This window comes from Rhodococcus sp. PAE-6 (assembly GCF_025290685.1).
Lineage (GTDB): Bacteria > Actinomycetota > Actinomycetes > Mycobacteriales > Mycobacteriaceae > Rhodococcus > Rhodococcus pyridinivorans.
Genome location: NZ_JAOCLZ010000228.1, coordinates 1 through 238 on the forward strand (window position 1 = coordinate 1; position 238 = coordinate 238).

Annotated in this window: 1 pseudogene; it reads left to right on the forward strand. The window is 65.5% G+C overall.

Annotated features, from left to right (window positions below):
* A pseudogene (locus NVV99_RS26855) lies at nucleotides 1-238 on the forward strand (aspartate-semialdehyde dehydrogenase); the annotation flags it as partial.

A 238-nucleotide genomic window follows, 5' to 3' on the forward strand; every position in this document is an offset into this window, starting at 1 on the left:
GAGGAGATCGTGGTCGAGGACGTCGCGGCGACCTACGACGAGGATCTGAAGGGCATCGACATCGCGCTGTTCTCGGCCGGTGGCACCCTCTCCATGGAACAGGCTCCGCGCTTCGCGGCCGCCGGTGCGATCGTCGTCGACAACTCGTCGGCATGGCGCAATGACCCCGAGGTTCCGCTCGTCGTCAGCGAGGTCAACCCGGAGCAGGTGAAGAACCCACCGAAGGGCATCATCGCCA